This window comes from Streptomyces sp. HUAS 31 (genome assembly GCF_028198125.1).
Taxonomy (GTDB): domain Bacteria; phylum Actinomycetota; class Actinomycetes; order Streptomycetales; family Streptomycetaceae; genus Streptomyces; species Streptomyces chartreusis.
Genome location: NZ_CP116353.1, coordinates 8,597,391 through 8,617,806 on the forward strand (window position 1 = coordinate 8,597,391; position 20,416 = coordinate 8,617,806).

1 protein-coding gene (running past one end of the window) is annotated in these 20,416 nt (G+C 75.5%); it reads left to right on the forward strand.

Annotated features, from left to right (window positions below):
* Window positions 1–20,406, forward strand: the 3' portion of a protein-coding gene (locus PGH47_RS38020; RefSeq protein WP_271667213.1) for a type I polyketide synthase. Its footprint begins 18,576 nt before the window's first position; the window shows 20,406 of its 38,982 coding nt (coding positions 18,577–38,982); its start codon lies beyond the left edge, outside the window; it ends in the stop codon at window positions 20,404–20,406.
* Window positions 20,407–20,416 lie beyond the last annotated feature (10 nt).

Here is a 20,416-nt window from a genome sequence, read left to right on the forward strand (position 1 = left end):
GTCGCGCTGGAGCACCCGGAGCGCTGGGGCGGGCTCGTCGATCTCCCCGCGGAGCTGGACGAGCGGACCCTGGGACGGTTCCTGGGCGTGCTCGCGCGCACCGACGGCGAGGACCAGGTCGCCGTACGGGAAGCGGGTTCGTACGGCCGACGGCTCGTCGCGGCGCCCGCTGAGGAGCGACCTGCCGACAGCCACTCCGACCAGGTTCACCATCCTGCCGCATGGCGTCCCTCCGGGACCGTCCTCGTCACCGGCGGCACCGGCGCCCTCGGCGCCCACGTCGCGCGCTGGCTCGCCGGCAACGGGGCCGAGCGCCTGCTGCTGGTGAGCCGGCGTGGGCCGCAGGCGCCCGGTGCCGCGGAGTTGGAGGAGGAGCTGACGGCGCTCGGAGTCGGCGTCACCGTCGCGGCCTGTGACGTCGCCGACCGGGACGGGCTCGGTGAACTGCTGGCCGCGATCCCGGACGAGGCGCCGCTGACGGCGGTGGTGCACACGGCCGGTGTCCTGGACGACGGTGTGCTGCACGCGCTGACGCCGGAGCGGTTCGACGCCGTGTTCCGGGCCAAGGTCGCGGCCGCCGAGGTCCTCGACGAGCTGACCCGGGACCTGGTCCCGGACCTGGACGCCTTCGTGCTGTTCTCGTCGCTCGCCGGCGCCGTCGGCAACCCCGGCCAGGCCAACTACGCCGCCGCGAACGCCGCGTTGGACGCCCTGGCCCGTCGACGGGTCGCGGCGGGGCTGCCCGCCACCTCCGTCGCCTGGGGCGCCTGGCGCGGAGCCGGCATGGCCGCCGAGGGGCGGCTCGGCCGGCATGCCTCCGGGCGTCCCCTGGAGCCGGAGCTCGCGCTGGCGGCCATGGCCGAACTGGTTGCCGAGAGCGCGCCGGACACGGTCGTCGCCGACCTCGCCGACGCCGACCTGCTGGACGGCATGTTCGCACTGCGGCACACCGCGTCCCTCACCTCGCTGCCCGGCGCCCGCCAGATCGCGGCCGCCGCCCAGCAGGCCCGGCAGGAACGCGCCGGTGCCGCGGCCGAGTTGCGCACGCGTCTGCTGGCGACCCGCGAGGACGACAGGCTGCCGTTCGTCCTCGATGTGGTCCGCACCCACGCGGCGGCCGTGCTCGGGCATCCCGGGCCGGACGCCGTCAAGCCCGAGCGGGCCTTCCAGGAGCACGGGTTCGACTCGCTGATGGCCGTCGAGCTGCGTAAACGGCTCACCGCGGCCGTCGGTCTGCCGCTGCCGGCCACCATGGTCTTCGACCGTCCGACCCCGCTCGCGCTGGCCCGCCATCTGCTCGGGGAGATCCTCGCCGAGGGCGCCGGGGCCGACGTCGTCGTGACCGCCGCCGACGTGTCCGACGAACCGATCGCCATCATCGGCATGAGCTGCCGCTTCCCCGGCGGAGTCGACTCCCCGGAGGCCTTCTGGCAGCTGATCGCCTCCGGCACGGACGCCATCGGGGAGTTCCCCGCCGACCGTGGCTGGGACGTGTCCGGGCTGTACGACCCGGACGCCGACCGGAGCGGGACCACGTACTCCACACAGGGCGGATTCCTCGACGCGGCGGGCGATTTCGACCCCGCGTTCTTCGGGATCTCGCCGCGTGAGGCGCTCGTCATGGACCCGCAGCAGCGGCTGCTGCTGGAGACCGCGTGGGAGGCCGTCGAGCGGGCCGGCATCGACCCGGGCACGCTGCGCGCCAGCCGCACGGGCGCGTTCATCGGCTCCAGCTACCAGGACTACGGGCGTGGCGCCGGCGAGGGCACCGAGGGCCACATGGTCACCGGGTCCAGCCCGAGCGTGCTGTCGGGCCGGCTGTCGTACGTCCTCGGGCTCGAAGGGCCCGCCGTCACCGTCGACACGGCCTGCTCGTCCTCCCTCGTCGCGCTGCATCTGGCGTGCCAGTCGCTGCGGGGCGGCGAAAGCACCCTCGCGCTGGCCGGCGGTGCGACGGTCATGACGACGCCGGACTCGTTCGTGGCGTTCAGCCGGCAGCGGGCACTCGCCTCCGACGGCCGGTGCAAGGCGTTCGGCGACGAGGCCGACGGCATGACCCTCGGCGAGGGCGTCGGGCTGCTGCTCGTGGAACGCCTCTCCGACGCCCAGCGACTCGGCCACCCGATCCTCGCCGTGATCCGCGGCAGCGCCGTCAACCAGGACGGCGCCTCCAACGGGCTCACCGCCCCCAACGGGCCCTCCCAGCAGCGCGTCATCCGGCAGGCCCTCGCCAACGCGCACGTCGCCCCGGACGACATCGACGCCGTCGAGGCGCACGGCACCGGCACCGCGCTCGGCGACCCCATCGAGGCGCAGGCACTGGTCGCGACGTACGGCAGGGACCGGGACCCGGAGCATCCGGTGTGGCTCGGCTCGGTGAAGTCCAACATCGGGCACGCGCAGTCCGCCGCCGGTGTCGCCGGTGTCATGAAGATGGTGCTGGCGCTGCGGCACCGCGTCCTGCCGCCCACCCTGCACGTCGACACGCCGTCCCGGCACATCGACTGGACCTCGGGAGTGCTGCGGCTGCTCGACGAGGAGCGGCAGTGGCCCGCGAACGGGCGTCCGCGCCGGTGCGCCGTGTCCTCCTTCGGTATCAGCGGCACCAACGCGCACACCGTCCTGGAGGAGGCACCGGACGCACTGCCGGCGGCCCCCGAGCCGTCGTTGCCCACCGCGCCTCCCGTGTCCGGCACCCTCCCCTGGGTGCTGTCCGCCCGTGCCCGTGCCGCGCTGCGGGACCAGGCCACCGCGCTCGCCGCCCACGCGGCGGCACGGCCCGGTGACGACCCGGCCGACACCGGCCACGCTCTCGTGACCACCCGCTCGCTGCTCGACCACCGCGCGGTCGCCCTCGGCGCCGATGCCGGTGAACTCGTCGTCGCACTGGGCGCGTTCGCCGGACAGGAACCCGCCGCCCCGGTCGTGCACGGCGAGGCCGATGTCGACGGCCGTACGGTGTTCGTCTTCCCCGGCCAGGGCACCCAGTGGGACGGCATGGGTGCGCGCCTGCTCGACCTGTCGCCCGTGTTCGCGGAGCGCGTCGCCGCCTGCGCCCTCGCCCTCGAACCGTTCGTCGACTGGTCCCTGACCGCCGTGCTCCGCCAGGAACCCGGCGCGCCCGGACTCGACCGGGTGGACGTCGTCCAGCCCGTGACCTGGGCCGTGATGGTGTCCCTTGCCGCCGTGTGGGAGGCGTACGGCGTCCGCGCCGACGCCGTGATCGGGCACTCGCAGGGCGAGATCGCCGCGGCCGTCGTCGCGGGCGCGCTCTCCCTGGAGGACGGCGCCCGGGTCGTGGCGCTGCGCAGCCAGGCCATCGGCCGCACCCTCGCCGGGCGCGGCGGCATGATGTCGGTGCCGCTGCCCGCCGCCGAGGCCGCCGCACGGCTGGAGCCGTGGGAGGAACGGCTGACCGTCGCCGCCGTCAACGGGCCCGGCGCGGTCGTGGTCTGCGGCGACCCCGAGGCCCTGGACGCCCTGCACGACGAGCTCACCGCCGAGGGCGTACGGGCCCGCAGGATCCCCGTGGACTACGCCTCGCACTCCGCGCATGTGACGGACCTGCACGACGAACTCCTCGACGTGCTCGCCCCGGTGACCCCGCGCGAGCCTCGCATCCCGATGCTGTCCACCGTGACGGGGGAGTGGCTGGGCGACCCGGTCGCGGGCGGCGGCGGCACGGACGCCGCGTACTGGTACCGCAACCTGCGACAGACGGTCCGCTTCGGCCCGGCCGTCGAACGGCTCCTCGCCGGGCAGCACCGGGCGTTCATCGAGATCAGCGCCCACCCCGTGCTCACCCTGGGCATCCAGGGCGCCGTCGACGAGGCGGGCGTCGCCGCTTACATCGGCGGCACCCTGCGACGCGGCGAGGACGACGCGCGGCGCGTGCTCACCTCCCTCGCCGAGGCGTTCGTGCGCGGCGTGCGCGTCGACTGGAACGCGGCGTACGGCGACGGGGCGCGAAGCCGGGTCGACCTGCCCACCTACCGCTTCCAGCACCAGCGGCTCTGGGTGCCGCCCGTGACACCCGGCGCGGGCGGGGGCGCCGGCGGGACGGAGGACGCCGCCTTCTGGAGCGCCGTGGAGGAGGCCGACCTGCCGGGACTCTCCCGGGACCTCGACGTCGCCGAGGACGCGCTGGCCGCCGTACTGCCCGGCCTCACCGCCTGGCGCAGGCGCCGCAGCGAGCAGTCCACGCTGGACGACTGGCGGTACAAGGTGCGCTGGGTGCCGCTGTCCGTGCCGTCCGGTGCGGCCGGCGGGCGGTGGCTCGTCGTCACCGCCGACGGCAGCGGTGGTACGGATGTCGCGGAAGCTCTCGCCGCGCACGGAGCCGAAGCAGTGCGGGTCGTGCTCGACGACACCCACCTCGACCGCGAGACGGTCGCCGAGCTGCTGCGGGACGAGGGCGTGTCGGGCGACACGACCCCCGTCACCGGCATCGTCTCCCTGCTGGCCGAAGCCGAACAGGACTGCCCCGGCCACCCGGGTGCCGCCCTCGGCACCGCCCTCAACGTCGTCCTCGTCCAGGCCCTCGGCGACCTCGACGCGGACTGCCCGCTGTGGCTGCTGACCCGGGGAGCCGTCGCCACCGGCCGGGCCGACCGGGTCACCCGGCCCGTGCAGGCGCAGTCGGTCGGCATCGGCTGGACGGCGGCGCTGGAGCACCCAGGCTTCTGGGGCGGGACGATCGACCTGCCCGAGACCCTGGACGAGCGGGCCGCGCGCAGGCTCGCCGCGCTCCTGACGGGCGGCGCGCACGACGCCGAGGACCAGGTCGCGTTGCGTACCTCCGGGGCGTTCGCTCGCCGCGTCGTGCGCCTGCCCCAGCATGATGGGCAACGGCACGGCAGCGCCCTGAAGGGGCGCGGGGAACTGCGCGAACAGCCACGACGGCGCAGCAGTCAAACGACGGCCGATCGCGGCACGGCCGGCTGGACCCCCCGCGGCACCACCCTCGTCACCGGCGGCACCGGCACCCTCGGCCCCCACATCGCCCGCTGGCTGGCCGCCCAAGGCGCGGAGCGCATCGTGCTGGTCAGCCGCCGCGGCCCGGACGCGCCCGGTGCCACCGAACTCGTCGCCGAACTGGCCGAGTCGGACACCGAGGTCACCGTCGCCGCCTGCGACATCACCGACCGGGCCGCCCTCGGCGCACTCCTGGACGGGCTGCGCGCCGACGGGCACACCCTGCGCACGGTGATCCACGCCGCCGCCGTCATCGAGCTGCACTCCCTCGCCGCCACCGACCTCGCCGCCCTCTCCCGCGTCCTGCACGCCAAGGTCGACGGCGCCCGGAACCTCGACGCGCTCCTCGCCGACGACGACCTCGACGCGTTTGTCCTGTTCTCCTCCGTCGCCGGACTGTGGGGCAGCGGACAGCACGCCGCGTACGTCGCCGGCAACGCCCACCTGGCCGCGATCGCCGCCGAACGCCGCGCCCGGGGTCTCAAAGCGACCTCCGTGCACTGGGGCATCTGGGCCAACGAACTCGGCGTCGGCCGAGTCGCGCCCGACCAAGTGCGCCGCACCGGCCTCGTGTTCATGAACGCCGACCTCGCGCTCGCCGGGATGCGCCGCGCCCTGGACGACGACGAGGCGGTCCTCGCCGTCGCCGACGTCGACTGGGACCGCTACTACCCCGTCTTCACCTCCGTCCGCGAGACCCGGCTCTTCGACGAGGTGCCCGACACCCGCCGGGCCGTCGAGAGCACCGAGCGGCAACAGGGCGCCGCCGAAGGCGAGTTCGCCGCCCGGCTGGCCGCACTGCCGGTCGCCGAACGGGACCGGCTGCTGCTGGACACCGTGCGCGGGCAGGCCGCCGCCGTCCTCGGCCTCGCCGGGCCCGACGACCTGTCCGAACGGCGCGCGTTCCGCGACATCGGCTTCGACTCGATCACCGCCGTCGACCTGCGCAACCGGATCGCCTCCGCCACCGGGCTCACCCTGCCCGCCACCCTCGTCTTCGACCACCCGACGCCCGCCGCGCTCGCGGCGTTCCTGCGCACCCTCCTCGACGACACCGGCCCCGGCACCTCCGGCCCCGCCGCGCCCGTCGCCGTCACCGCCGACGACCCGATCGCCGTCATCGGCATGAGCTGCCGCTACCCCGGCGGCGTCGACTCGCCCGAGGCCCTGTGGGACCTCGTCATGTCCGGCACCGACGCCATCGGCGGCTTCCCCGCCGACCGCGGCTGGCCCGTCGACGCGCTGTACGACCCCGACCCCGACACCCCGGGCCGCACCTACGCCGTGCAGGGCGGATTCCTGCGCGACGCCGCCGGCTTCGACCCGCTCTTCTTCGGCATCTCGCCCCGCGAGGCCCTCACCATGGACCCGCAGCAGCGCCTGCTCCTCGAGACGTCCTGGGAAGCCTTCGAACGCGCCGGGATCGTGCCCGAGACGATCCGCGGCAGCCGTACCGGCGCGTTCATCGGCGCCAGCTACCACGACTACCCCGCCGCCCTCGGCGAGGGCGCCGACGGGCACGCCGTGACCGGCTCCCTCACCAGCGTCCTGTCCGGCCGCGTCGCGTACCTGCTCGGCCTGGAGGGCCCGGCCGTCACCCTCGACACCGCCTGCTCCTCCTCCCTCACCGCGCTCCACCTGGCCTGCCAGTCGCTGCGCAACGGCGAGAGCGACCTCGCCCTCGCGGGCGGCGTCAGCCTCATGGCGACCCCGAACACCTTCATCGGCTTCAGCAGCCAGCGCGCCCTCGCCCCCGACGGCCGCTGCAAGGCGTACGGCGACGGCGCCGACGGCATGGCGCTCGCCGAGGGCGTCGGCATGGTCCTCGTGGAGCGGCTCTCCGACGCCGTCCGCAACGGTCACCCCGTGCTGGCCGTCGTCCGCGGGTCGGCCGTGAACCAGGACGGCGCCTCCAACGGGCTCACCGCGCCCAACGGGCCCGCCCAGCAACGCGTCATCCGCGCCGCCCTCGCGGGCGCCCGTCTGGAGCCGGCCGATGTGGACGCCGTCGAGGGCCACGGCACCGGCACCGCCCTCGGCGACCCGATCGAGGCGCAGGCCCTGCTCGCCACGTACGGCCGGGACCGCGAACGCCCGCTGCTGCTCGGCTCGGTGAAGTCCAACATCGGACACAGCCAGGCCGCCTCCGGTGTCGCCGGCGTCATCAAGATGATCACCGCGCTGCGGCACGGCGTCCTCCCACCGACCCTGCACGCCGACACACCCTCCACACACGTCGACTGGTCCGCGGGCGAGGTACGGCTGCTGACCGAGGCCACCGACTGGCCGGAGACGGGCCGGCCCCGACGCGCCGCGGTGTCGTCGTTCGGCATCAGCGGCACCAACGTGCACACGGTGCTGGAAGAGGCTCCGGAGGGGGCCGGGGGGCGCCGGGACGAGGAGCCGGGGCGGCCGGATGCGGGCGCCGCCGAGGCCGTACAGCAGCGTTCTTCGTGCACACCCGATACCCAAGAGCCGCCCGTATCCGAGGGCTCGGCGGCGTCGAACCCGCTCCCCGTACTCCTCTCCGCCCGCGGAGAGGACGCCCTGCGCGCCCAGGCCGGCCGCCTCCTCGCGTTCGCCGAGGATCTGCCGGATCTGCCGGTCGACCGGCTCGCCGCCGCGCTCGCCCTGCACCGCTCGGCGTTCGAGCGACGAGCCGCCGTGGTCGCACACGGCAGGGACGACCTGCTGCGCGGCCTGCACGCGCTCGTCGACGGACAGCCCGACCACGCCGTGATCCGCCCGGCCGCGCCCGGCGCCGGACGCGGCCGGGTCGCCTTCCTCTTCACCGGGCAGGGCGGCCAGCGCCTCGGCATGGGCCGTGAACTGTACGACCGCCACCCGGTGTTCGCCGACGCGCTCGACGCCGCCCTCGCCCACCTCGACACGGATCTCGACGTACCGCTGCGGGACGTGATGTTCGCGGCCGAGGGCACCCCCGAGGCCGCGCTGCTGGACCGCACCGGATACACGCAGCCCGCCCTGTTCGCCTTCGAGGTCGCGCTGTACCGCCTCGTCGAGTCCTGGGGCATCACACCGGACTACGTCGCCGGGCACTCCGTCGGTGAGATCGCCGCCGCCCACGCGGCCGGAGTGCTCGAACTCGCCGACGCCTGCGCCCTGGTGGCCGCCCGCGCCCGCCTGATGGCCCTGCTGCCCGAGGGCGGCGCGATGGTGTCCGTGACGGCGACCGAGGACGAAGTGACGCCGTTGCTGGGCGAGCGGGTGTCCGTCGCCGCCGTCAACGGGCCCGCCTCACTGGTGCTTTCCGGTGACGAGGACGCCGTCGAGGCCGTCGCCGCCGCGCTCGCCGCCCGCGGCCACCGCACCCGCCGACTGCGCGTCAGCCACGCCTTCCACTCGCCCCGCATGGACGCCGTGCTCGACGCGTTCGCCGACGCCGTCGCCGGCATCGAGTCGGCGCCCGCCGTGCTCCCGCTCGTGTCCACCCGCACCGGCGACGTCATCACCGACGACGAACTCGCCGCCCCCGACCACTGGGTGCGGCACCTGCGCGACACCGTACGGTTCGCCGACGCCGTGACGACCCTGACCGCTCGCGGAGTGCGGACGTTCATTGAGGTCGGGCCCGACGCCGTCCTCAGCGGCATGACCCGCGCCGCCCTCGACGCCGACCCCGCCACAGGCGCCGCCGCGGCCGTCGTCCCGCTGCTGCGCGGCGACCGCGCCGAGGCCCCGCAGCTCACCACCGCCGTCGCGGCCGCCCATGTGCACGGCGTGACCGTGGACTGGGCCGCCTTCCTCGCCGCCACGGACGTGCCCGACCACCACCTCGACCTGCCCACCTACGCCTTCCAGCGGCAGCGCTACTGGCCCGAACCCGGCACCGGAACACCGGCGGCCACCGCGGACCCCGCCGACGCCGCCTTCTGGTCCGCCGTGGAACGCGAGGACACCACCGCCCTCGCGGACCAGCTCGGCCTCGACAAGGACGCCGCCGGCTCCCTCACGCCCGCCCTCGCCGCCTGGCGCCGGCGCCGCCACGACCGGGCCCGCCTCGACGCCCTGCGCCACCATGTCGTCTGGCGTCCGGCCCAGCCCGCCACGGCCACCCTCACCGGCACCTGGCTGGCCCTGCTGCCCGAGGACATGGGCGACTCCGAGTGGTCCGAGTGGGCGGAGGACACCCTCGCCGCCCTCGGCACACCCGTCGTACGCGTCACCGTGACCGGCGACCGCGCCCGGACCGCTGATCAACTCCGTGCCCTGGAAGGGACGTTCAGCGGCGTGCTTTCCCTGCTGGCCCTCTTGGGCGAGGACGCCGCCGCGCTCACCGCCACCGCCGCCCAGGCCCTCGGCGACGCCGAACTCGACGCCCCCTTGTGGTGCGTGACCAGTGGTGCCGTCTCCGTCCTCGGTGCCGGCGAGCCCGTCCGGGATCCCGCCCAGGCCGCGGTGTGGGGACTGGGCCGGGTCGTCGCACTCGAACAACCCGGGCGACTGGGCGGGTCGGTGGACCTGCCGGAGCGGATCGACGCCGCTGCCGGGCGGCGACTGCGGGCCGTGCTGGCCGGCAGCGACGCCGAGACCGCCGTACGTGACTCGGGTGTGTACGTCCGCAGGCTCGTGCGGGCCCCGCACCGGGAGAACCCGGCGGCGCCGGCCCATGGCCTCGCCGACCCGCGCAGCACCGTCCTCGTCACGGGCGGCACCGGCGCCCTCGGCGCCCACGCCGCGCGGCGCCTCGCCCGTGAGGGTGCCGGGCATCTGCTGCTCCTCAGCCGCCGCGGACCCGACGCGCCCGGTGCCGCCGAGCTGCGGGACGAACTGACCGCGCTGGGCGCCCGCGTCACCCTGGCCGCCTGCGACGCCGCCGACCGGGACGCCCTCGCGGCCGTCCTGGCCGAACTGCCCGCCGACGCACCGCTGACCGCCGTACTCCACACGGCCGGCGTCGTCGAGGACCGCGTCCTGGACGCCCTCACGCCGGACGACTTCACGGCCGTACTACGGGCCAAGGTCACCACGGCGGAGAACCTCGACGCGCTCACCCGCGAACTGCCGCTGACCGCCTTCGTGCTGTACTCCTCGACCGCCGGAGTCCTCGGCGCCGCCGGACAGGGCAACTACGCCGCCGCCAACGCCCGGCTCGACGCGCTCGCCGCCCGCCGCCGCGCCGACGGACTGCCCGCCACCGCCATCGCCTGGGGACCGTGGGCCGGATCCGGCATGGCCGCCGGTGAGGACATCGACCGCCGACTGCGCCGAGCCGGACTCACCCCGCTCGACCCCGAAGCCGGCGTCGACGCCCTGCTGGACGCCGTCGCCCACGAAGACACCGCCGTCACCGTCGCCGACGTCGACTGGCCCCGCCTCGCCGCGCTCCAGCCCGCCACGGCCGCACTGCTCACCGAACTCGCCGGACTCACGGCGGCCGAGGAACACTCCGGTGACCCCGGCGGGGACGACCTGCGGTCCCGACTGGCCGGGCTGCCCGCCGCCGAACGCGGACGGACGCTGCTCGACCTGCTGCGCGCCGGCATCGCCGCAGTCCTCGGCCACGCCGACCCACGGACCGTCGAGGCCGACTGGACCTTCCGCGACCTCGGCTTCGACTCGCTGACCACCCTCGAACTCCGCAACGGCATCGCCGCCGCCACCGGCCTCACCCTGCCCGCCTCCCTGGTCTACGACCACCCCACCCCGCAGCACCTCGCCGACTTCCTCCTCGGCGAACTCCTCGGTGACACCGCCGAGTCCGCGCCCGGGAACTCGGTGCCGCAGGCGCGGGCGGTCGCCGACGACCCGATCGCCGTCGTCGGCATCGGCTGCCGCTTCCCCGGCGGCGTCACCGGACCCGACGACCTGTGGCGGCTGCTCGCCGACGGCCACGACGCCATCGGCCCGTTCCCCGGCGACCGCGGCTGGGACCTCGCAGCGCTCGCCGAGGGCGCCTCCACCACCCGCGAGGGCGGATTCCTCGACGGTGTCGCCGACTTCGACGCCGACTTCTTCGGCATCAGCCCGCGCGAGGCCCTCGCCATGGACCCGCAGCAGCGGCTCCTGCTCGAAACCAGCTGGGAGGCCCTGGAGCGTGCCGGGATCGACCCGACCGGCCTGCGCGCCACGCCCACCGGCGTCTTCGTCGGCACCAACGGTCAGGACTACGCCACCGTCCTGCGGCGCGGCACCGCCGACGTCCAGGGCTACGCCGCCACCGGCAACACGGCCAGCGTGCTCTCCGGCCGACTCGCCTACGTCCTCGGCCTGGAAGGACCGGCCGTCACCGTCGACACCGCCTGCTCCGCCTCGCTCGTCGCCCTGCACTGGGCCGTACGGGCGCTGCGCGACGGCGACTGCGGCCTCGCCCTGGCCGGCGGTGTGTCGGTGATGTCGGCACCCGACGCGTTCGTCGAGTTCAGCGCCCAGGGCGGACTCGCCTCCGACGGCCGCTGCAAGGCGTTCTCCGCCGGGGCCGACGGCACCTCCTGGTCCGAGGGCGTCGGCGTCCTCGTCCTCGAACGGCTCTCCGACGCCCGCCGCAACGGACACCACGTCCTCGGCCTCATCCGCGGCTCCGCCGTCAACCAGGACGGCGCCTCCAACGGCCTCACCGCCCCCAACGGCCCCTCCCAGCAGCGCGTCATCCGGCACGCCCTCGCCGACGCGGGGCTGCGGCCCGCCGACGTCCAGGCGGTCGAGGCCCACGGCACCGGCACGACCCTCGGCGACCCGATCGAGGCCGAGGCCCTCCTCGCCGCCTACGGACGAGAGCGTGAACGGCCCCTGCTGCTCGGCACGTTGAAGTCCAACCTCGGCCACACGCAGGCCGCCGCCGGTGTCGCCGGTGTCATCAAGATGCTCCTCGCCATGCACCACGGCGTCCTGCCGCGCACCCTGCACGCCGACGAGCCCTCCCCGCACATCGGCTGGACACCCGGCGGCCTCACCCTGCTCACCGAGCCGACCGAATGGCCCACCGACCACGGCCCACGCCGTGCCGGAGTCTCGGCGTTCGGCATGAGCGGCACCAACGCGCACGTGGTTGTGGAGGAGGCGCCCGAGGAATCGGTCGCCGCTGAGCGATCGGTTGAGGCCGGTGGGGAGCCCTCCGTTCCGTGGCCGTGGGTCGTCTCCGCCCGTACCGCCGCCGCTCTCGACGCGCAGCTCGACCGGCTGCGCACCGCGGACCCGGACGGTTCCGCCGCCGACGTGGCGCTCACCCTGGCCACCGCCCGCGCCGCCCTCCCGCACCGTGCCGTACTGCTCGCCGGACCCGACGGTACGACCGAGGTCGCACGCGGCCGGGCCCGGGGCAGCCGCGGCCCGCTCGCCGTCCTGTTCTCCGGGCAGGGCAGCCAACGCCTCGGCATGGGCCGCGAACTGCACGCCCGCTTCCCGGCGTTCGCCGACGCGCTCGACGCCGTACTGGCCCGCCTCGACCTGGAACTCGGCCGCCCGCTGCGCCCCCTGATGTGGGGTGACGACACGGTCGCCCTCGACCGCACCGGCACCGCGCAACCCGCCCTGTTCGCCGTCGAGGTCGCCCTGTTCCGGCTGCTGGAGTCCTGGGGTGTCGCACCCGAGTACGTCGCCGGCCACTCCGTCGGCGAGATCACGGCCGCCCACGTCGCGGGCGTCCTCACCCTCGACGACGCCTGCGCCCTGGTCGCGGCCCGGGCCCGGCTCATGGACGCCCTGCCGTCCGGCGGTGCCATGGCCGCGGTGCGGGCGAGCGAGGAGTTCGTACGGCCGCTGCTCGGTGACGGCGTCGCCGTCGCCGCCGTCAACGCGCCCGACGCGGTGGTGCTGTCCGGCGAGGAGGGCGCGCTGAACGCCGTCCTCGACCGGCTCGACGCCGCGCAGGTCACCCGGCTGCGGGTCAGCCACGCCTTCCACTCGCCGCTGATGGAGCCGATGCTCGGCGAGTTCCGCGCCGCGCTCGACCGGCTGGAGTTCCACCCGCCGAAGCTCACCGTCGTCTCCAACCTCACCGGCAGGCCCGCCACGGACGGCGAACTCGGCAACCCCGACCACTGGGTGCGGCACGTCCGCGAGACCGTGCGGTTCGCCGACTGCGTCGCCGCGCTGCGGGAGGCCGGTGTCGGCGCGTTCGTCGAGGCGGGGCCGGACGCCGTGCTCTCCGGCGCCGTAGGCTCCCAACTCGACGACGCCACGCCCGTGGTGCCGATGCTGCGCCGGGACGGCGACGAACCGACCGCCGCGCTGACCGCGCTCGCCCGGCTGCACGCCGACGGCGTCCCGGTGGACTGGGCCGCCTTCTTCGCCGGCACCGGCGCCCGCCTGGTCGACCTGCCCACCTACGCCTTCCAGCACCGCCGCTACTGGCCCGAGACCGCGCCCATGGCCCCGACCGACCCCGTGGAGGCGGAGTTCTGGAAGGCGGTCGAGGCGTCCGACCCGGCGGCACTCGCCGCCACCCTGGGGGCCGACCTCGGCCCCGAGGCGACGGCCGCCCTGGCGACCTGGCGCCGCAGGCGCCGCGCCCGCGCCACCGCGGACGACCTGCTCTACCGCACCGAGTGGGTGACGACCACGCTGCCGGAGGACTCCGGCACCGGGCGTTGGCTGCTGCTGACCGGGGAGGGGGACGGGGCGTGGGCCGAGGCGGCCGTGGCCGCGCTGGGTGCCGATCGCGTTGAGCTGGTCGACGCTGCCGTGGCGGAGCTGGGTGCCGATGGTGTTGAGCGGGTAGACGCCGCTGTGCCGGAGCTGGGTGCCGATGGTGTTGAGCGGGTAGACGCCGCTGTGCCGGAGCTGGGTGCCGATGGTGTTGAGCGGGTAGACGCCGCCGTGCCGGAGCTGGGTGCCGATGGTGTTGAGCGGGTCGACGTCGCTGTACCGGAGCTGGGTGCCGATCGCGTCGAGCGGGTCGACGCCGCTGTGCCGGAACTTGATGACGATCGTCTGCATCGGGCCGTCGCCGTCCCGGAATTGGGCGTCGATCGCCCTCAGGCGGCCGACAGCGACGCGCTCGCCGATGTCGCCGTCGAGCCGGCCGGCGTGCTTGCCCTTCCCGGCGCGGTGCGTGCGCACGGTCCGGATGGCCTGCTGCTCCTGTTGGAGCGGGCGGGTCTCACGGCGCCGCTGTGGTGCGCGACCCGTCAGGGGGTCAAGGCCGATGTCACCGACCCCGCGCCGGAGCCGGCGTCCGCCGCCGCCTGGGGCGCCGGGCGCGTCTCGGCACTGGAGCATGCGGGCCGTTGGGGCGGTCTGCTCGACCTCGGCGCCATCCCCGACTCACGGCTGGGCGCCCTGCTCACCCTCGCCGAGACGTCGGCCGAACGCGAACTGGCGCTGCGCGCCGACGGCTTGCGCGCCCGCCGCATCGTCCGCGTACGCCCGGATGCCCACGGCGCCGCCTGGACGCCGCGCGGCACCGTGCTCGTCGTCGGCACCGGTCCGATGGCGATGGCCGTCGCCCGTCACGCCGCACTTGGCGGCGCCGACCACGTCCTGCTCGTGGGGCGCGACCCGGATCCGGAGACTGCCGCTCGCGTTCTCCCCGACGCGGACACAGCCGCTCGCGTCCTCCCCGGCACGGACACTGCCGAAGGGGTTCTCCCCGACGCGCACCCCGCCGACCAAGTCCCGCTGGGCGGCGCCGACCCCGTCCTGCTCGTGGGGCGCGACCCGGATCCGGAGACTGCCGCTCGCGTTCTCCCCGGCGCCGACACCACCGCCCGCGTCCTGCCCGACGCGCATCCCTCTGATCACCCCCTGCCCAGCAGCCCCACACCCACAGCCCGCCTCACAGTCCACCCCTGCGACATCGCCGACCGCACCTCCCTGACCGCGCTCCTCGACGGCCCGGACGCCGCCGCGCTCACCGCCGTCGTCCACGCGGAGGAATCCGAAGCCGGGAGCCCCCTCGACGAGGCGCTCGCCGGAGTGCTCGCGCTGGACGAACTCCTTGCCGACCGCGACCTGGACGCCTTCGTGCTGTTCGGCTCGATCGCCGCCACCTGGGGTGCCCGGGGCCGTGCCGCCGAGGCCGCTGCCGGTGCCGCTCTGGAGGCCGTGGCCGAGCGTGGCCGGGAACGGGGCAGGGCTGTCGTAGCCGTCGCCTGGAACGCCTGGGCCGACACCGTGGAGCCGTCCCTCGCCGGGCATCTGCGGCTCAGCGGGCTCCCGGCCCTCGCCCCGGACACCGCGCTCGCCGCCCTCGACCGGGCCGTCGGCCTAGGCCTGCCCGCCGTCACCGCCGCCGATGTCGACTGGGCGACGTTCGCCCCCGCGAGCGGCGCCCCCGCAACCCTGTTCGCGGCCCTGCCCGAGGCCCGCGACGCACTGACCGCCCCAACCGCAACCGAACCCGGCGACGACCCGGCCGCGCGCCTGCGCGAAGAGCTCCGTGCCCTTCCCGCTGCGACCGAACGCGCCGACCGGCTCCTGCGTCTCGTGAGGGAGAAGAGCGCCGTCGTCCTCGGCCACGGCCACGGCACGTCGGCGGCCGACGCGATCGAACCCGACCGCCCCTTCCGCGACCTCGGCTTCGACTCGCTCGCCGCCGTCGACCTGCGCGACCAACTGGCCCGCGCCACAGGTCTGTCGGTCCCCGCCACGGCCGTGTTCGACCACCCCACCCCGGACGAACTCGCCCGCCACCTGCTCACCGAACTCCTCGGCGGCACCGGAGTGCGGTCCGAGCGGACGGACACCCTCGCGGTCCCCGCCGCGGCCACCGACGACCCGATCGTCATCGTCGGCATGAGCTGCCGCTACCCAGGCGGCGTACGGTCCCCGGAAGACCTGTGGGACCTCGTCGTCGCCGGAGTCGACGCCACCGGCGACATGCCGCTCGACCGCGGCTGGGACTTCGACCGGCTGCTCTCCGGCGGCCCCGGCGGCAGCGTCACCCGGCGCGGCGGATTCCTCGCCGACGCCGCCGACTTCGACCCCGGCTTCTTCGGCATCTCGCCCAACGAGGCCCTCGTGATGGACCCGCAGCAGCGGCTCGTCCTGGAGGCCGCCTGGGAGGCGCTGGAGCGGGCCGGAATCGACCCGACCGGGCTGCGCGGCGGCGACGCGGGCGTGTTCGTCGGCGGCACCAGCGGCGACTACCGGCTCCCGGACGACCTGGGTCGCTGGGAGACCGCGCAGTCCGGCAGCCTGCTCTCCGGCCGAGTCGCCTACGCACTGGGGCTTCAAGGCCCCACCGTCTCCGTCGACACCGCCTGTTCCTCGTCCCTGGTGGCGCTGCACCTCGCCGTGCAGGCGCTGCGCGCGGGGGAGTGCACCGTGGCGCTGGCCGGCGGTGTGACGGTGATGTCGACGCCGGTCGGCTTCGTCGAGTTCAGCGCGCAGGGCGCGCTGTCCGCGGACGGCCGCTGCAAGGCGTTCTCCGCAGACGCGGACGGTACCGGCTGGGCCGAGGGCGTCGGCATGCTCGTCGTCGAACGGCTCTCCGACGCCGAACGCCTCGGACACCGGGTGCTCGCCGTCGTCCGCGGTACGGCCATCAACCAGGACGGCGCCTCCAACGGGCTCACCGCCCCCAACGGGCCGGCCCAGCAGCGAGTCATCCGCCGGGCCCTGGCCAACGCCGGGCTCACCCCGGCCGGCGTCGACGCCGTGGAGGCGCACGGCACCGGAACCAGCCTCGGCGACCCGATCGAGGCCCAGGCCCTGCTCGCCGCCTACGGCCAGGACCGTGAACGGCCCCTGCTGCTCGGCTCCGTGAAGACGAACATCGGCCACACCCAGGCCGCGTCCGGTGTCGCCGGCGTCATCAAGATGGTGCAGGCGATGCACAGCGGACTGCTGCCGCGCACGCTGCACGCCGACACACCGTCCCCGCACATCGACTGGGCCTCCGGCGCCGTACGGCTGCTGACCGAGGCCACCGACTGGCCGGACACCGGCCGGCCGCGCCGTGCGGGCGTGTCCTCCTTCGGCGCGAGCGGCACCAACGCCCACGTCGTTCTGGAACAGGCGCCCGCGGCGCCGAGCGAGGAGCCCGCGCCGGACGTGCGGCACCCGCTGCCGGTCGTCCTGTCCGCCCGTACCCCCGCCGCCCTGCGCGACCAGGCCCGCCTACTGCTCGCCCGGATCACCGCCGAGCCGCGCCCGGCCGTCGCCGACCTGGCGTACGCGCTGGCCACCGGCCGAGCCCTGTTCGAGCACCGTGCCGCGCTCACCGTCACCGGCCACGACGACCTCATGACGGGGCTCGCGGCGCTCGCCGACCCGTCCGGCACCGCCGACACCCCCGGCGTGCTGCGGGCGGACGCCCCTCGTCCCGGCCGGGTCGCGTTCCTCTTCCCGGGGCAGGGCAGCCAACGCCTCGGTATGGGGCGCGAGTTGTACGGCACCCACCCCGCCTTCCGTGCCGCCTTCGACGAGGTGATCGGGCACTTCGACCCGGCCGTGCGGGACGTGATGTGGGGCGACGACGAGGCGGCCCTCGACCGCACCGGCATGGCCCAGCCGGCCCTGTTCGCCGTCGAGGTCGCGCTGTTCCGGCTGCTGGAGCACTGGGCCGTCACCCCGGACTACGTCGTCGGGCACTCCGTCGGCGAGATCGCCGCCGCCCATGTCGCGGGCGCCCTCCCGCTCGCCGACGCCTGCCGACTGGTCGCAGCCCGGGCCCGGCTCATGGACCGGCTGCCCGAGGGCGGCGCCATGAGCGCGGTGCAGGCCACCGAGGACGAGGTGCGTCCGCTGCTCACCGACCGGGTGTCCCTGGCCGCCGTCAACGGCCCGGACGCGGTCGTCGTCTCCGGCGACGAGGACGAAGTCCTGCGCATCGCCGGCCACTTCGCCGGTCTGGGCCGCCGTACCGGCCGCCTCCGCGTCAGCCACGCCTTCCACTCCCCGCACATGGAGCCGATGCTGGAAGACTTCCGCGCCGAACTCACCGGACTCACCGTCATGGCACCCGCGATCCCGGTCGTCTCCAACCTGACCGGACGCCTCGCCGTGGCCGACGACGGCTTCGGGACGCCCGAGTACTGGGTGCGGCACGTACGGGAGGCCGTCCGGTTCGCCGACGGTGTGCGCACCCTGAGCGAGCGTCAGGCGTCGGTGCTGGTGGAGGTCGGACCGGGCGGCTCGCTGCTCGGTCTGGCGGGCGCCGGTGACGCCGCGTCCGCACTCGCCGTGCCGCTGCTGCGCCGGGACCACGCGGAGGCCGCCTCGCTGAGCACCGCCGTGGTTCGGCTGCGGATCGCCGGACTCGGCGTGGACTGGGAGGCGTACTTCGCCGGCACCGGGGCGCGCCGCGTCGACCTGCCGACGTACCCCTTCCAGCACGAGCGGTTCTGGCCCGAGCACACCGCCAAGCGGGCCGCGCGGAGCCTGGACGGTGACTTCTGGGCGGCCGTCGAGCAGGAGGACTTCGCCGAACTGGGCGCCCGTCTCGATGTCGACGACGATGCCCTCGCCGAGGTGCTGCCCGCGCTCCTGGACTGGCGGCGCGGCCGTGACACCGAGACCCGCATGGACGGCTGGCGGTACCGCGTCGAGTGGCAGCCGCTGTCCGGCCTCCCGGCCCGCCGCGCCACCGGCACCTGGCTCGCGGTACTGCCCGATTCCGGCGCCGACGACGCCTGGACGGACGCCGTCCTCGACGGGTTCGGTGCGAGTGTCGTGCGGATGCGTGCCGACAGTACGGAGAGGGCCCGACTTGCTGTTGAAATAGGCAAGTTGAAGGGCGGCTTCGCGGGTGTGCTGTCGCTGCTGGCCCTGGACGACCTCACGGCCGACCACGAGGTTCCCTCCGGGACAGCGGCCCTCGTCCAGGCGCTCGGCGACGCGGGTGTGACCGCGCCCCTGTGGTGCGTCACGCGCGGGGCGGTCGCGGTCGGTGCGGCGGACGTGGCCCCGGCGCCGCGGCAGGCCGCCGTCTGGGGCCTGGGCCGGGTCGCCGCGCTGGAGTACCCCGACCGCTGGGGCGGCCTGGTCGACCTTCCGGCCGCCGTGCCCGGCGCGCGTGAACTCGACGCCCTCGCCGCCGTGCTCGCCGGACAGGACGGCGAGGACCAGGTCGCCGTCCGTGGTGGCACGGCCTTCGCGGGACGCATCGTGCCGGCGCCTGCCGACGGACGTGACGCCGGCCTCCCGGCATCCGGCACCGCCTGGCAGCCCACCGGCACCACCCTCATCACCGGCGGCACCGGTGCCCTGGCCGCCCATGTCGCGCGACGTCTCGCCAAGTCCGGCGCCCCGCACCTCGTACTCGCAGGACGACGCGGACCCGACGCACCGGGTGCGGCCGCACTGCGCGACGAGCTGACCGGCCTCGGCGCGCGCGTCACGCTCGCCGCGTGCGACGTCGCCGACCGGGAGCAGCTCACCGGCCTGCTCGCCGCGATACCGGAAGACCTGCCGCTGAAGGCCGTCGTGCACACGGCGGGGGTCGTCGACGACGGCGTGCTGGACCGGCTCACCCCCGAGCGGTTCGCGACGGTCTTCCGCGCCAAGGCGGCCTCCGCGCTGCTGCTGGACGAACTCACCCGGGACCGCGACCTGGAGGTGTTCGCCCTGTTCTCCTCGGCGACCGCCCTCGTCGGCAACCCCGGCCAGGCCAACTACGCCGCAGCCAACGCCGTCCTGGACGCGCTCGCGGAACGGCGCCGGGGCGAGGGCCTGCCGGCGACGTCCATCGCGTGGGGCGTCTGGGGAGGCGGCGGCATGGCCGGGGGCGCCGCCGCCGAGGAGGCCATGCGGCGGGTCGGCATCGAGCCCATGGACCCCGAACTCGCCGCCGAGATGCTGTGCCGGCTGGTCACCGAACCCCACCCGACGCCACTGGTAGCGGGACTGGCCTCCGGCGCGTTCGCGGGGCCCGCCGCCGGACGTCCCCGCGCCCTGCTGCGCGGCCTGCCCGGCCACGACCGGCCACACGGCACCGCCGAGCCGACCGTCGAGCCGGCCACCGAACTGCGGGAACGGCTCGCCAAGCTGCCCCCGGCACGCCGCACCGACGCCGTCCTCGACCTGGTGCTGGCCCGGTCCGCGGCCGTCCTCGGCCACCGCGACCCGGCCGCCATCGGTGCCGAACGCCTCTTCCGCGACCTCGGCGTCGACTCCCTCGGCGCGGTCGAACTGCGCAACCGGCTCACCGCCGCGACCGGTCTGCCCCTCGCCGCCACCCTCGTCTTCGACCACCCGACGCCACTGGCCCTCGCCGAGCACCTGACGGAGTGCCTGGCCCCCGCGACACCGCAGGGGTCCACCACCCCGCCCGACGACACCCCCGAGGACGCCGGGATCCGCTCGGCGCTCGCCCGGCTGCCCCTGGACCGGCTGCGCGAGAGCGGCCTGCTCGACGAACTCCTCGCCCTCGCCGCAGAGCAGTCGGCGGATCCAGGGCCCGACGCCGACATCGACGGCATGGCGCTCGACGACCTCGTGCGCGCCGCGCTCCAGGGGCACGGAGCCGGCCCCGACGACCCCACCGAACCCGATGACCCGGACGACCTGACCGACGAGTCCGCCGAGTGACGGAGCCAGC